Here is a 1,054-nt window from a genome sequence, read left to right as displayed (position 1 = left end):
TACACCGAAGACGACGAGGAAGAGGTCGAGTTCTCGGATCTGCTCGACGAGGAGACCATCGAACAGGGCGCGGCCGAACGCCAACTTCTCGACGACATCGCCGAGTCACACAAAACGGTGACCGCGCCGGCGGCGATTGAGTGGGAGACGCGCGCGGCACGGGTCGGCGAGCAGTGGACGACGACGCTGTACATCGCTGACTATCCGGACTACCCCAACGACGGCTACCTCTCCGAGCTCTTCGAGATGACGGACGTGCAGTTCGACCTGACGGCCCACATCACGCCGAAGAACCAGGAGCGGGCCCGGAACGAACTGCAGGATATCGCTGACGACCTTCAGGTGGACGCTGACCTCGAACAGAGCGTGCGGAGTGCCTACCTACAGGAACGCGCCAACGAGGCCGCAGCGACGTACAAGGCCGTCGAGAACGGCGCGAACGTCTTCGACCAGGGGATGTTCATCACGGTCAGAGCCGACGAGAAGGAGGACCTACGCGACGCCGTCCAGAAGGTCAAGAGCGCACTCCGCGACGATCCGGCGAACCTCACGCCGAAGACAGCGATCTGTCGGCAGGATCTCGCCCTCCAGTCCGCCGCGCCCATCGGCGACAACGAGTTCGGCCGGACGTCGATTGCGCTCGGCGGCGCCGTCGGCGCGCTGCTGTCCTCGCCGCACAACGCGACGATTCTCGAGGAGGGTGGCGTCGAGTTCGGGATTCACAAGGACAACCAGAGTCCCGTGGTCATCGACCCGTTCGCGCGGGACAACGGGTACGCGATGTTCACCGTCGGCGACACGGGTTCGGGGAAGTCGTTCAGTTCGAAGCAGAACTTCATCCGGTCGATCGAGCAGAGTAAGGACCGTATCGGCATCATCCTCGAGCCGCTGAATAACTGGGCCGGCGTCGCCGAAGCGCTCGATGCCAAACGCATCACTGTCGGCGGGACACTCGGGCTGAACCCCTTGGAGATTCGGGAGACGCCCGAGCACGTCCAGCGGGCGATGGGCGAGGACGCCAGCCCGTTCAACGAGAAGCTCGACGACGCGATGA

At 64.1% G+C, this 1,054-nt stretch carries 1 protein-coding gene; it reads left to right on the top strand.

What is annotated here, in order from left to right; all coding sequences use genetic code 11:
* Positions 1-1,054, top strand: a 1,054-nt coding sequence (locus tag AN233_RS05275) for a VirB4 family type IV secretion/conjugal transfer ATPase (RefSeq protein WP_449271520.1), incomplete at both ends; no start/stop codon positions are given.

This window comes from Haloparvum sedimenti, from assembly GCF_001462205.1.
Classification (GTDB): Archaea; Halobacteriota; Halobacteria; order Halobacteriales; family Haloferacaceae; genus Haloparvum; species Haloparvum sedimenti.
This window is presented reverse-complemented; position numbering and strand designations above follow the sequence as displayed.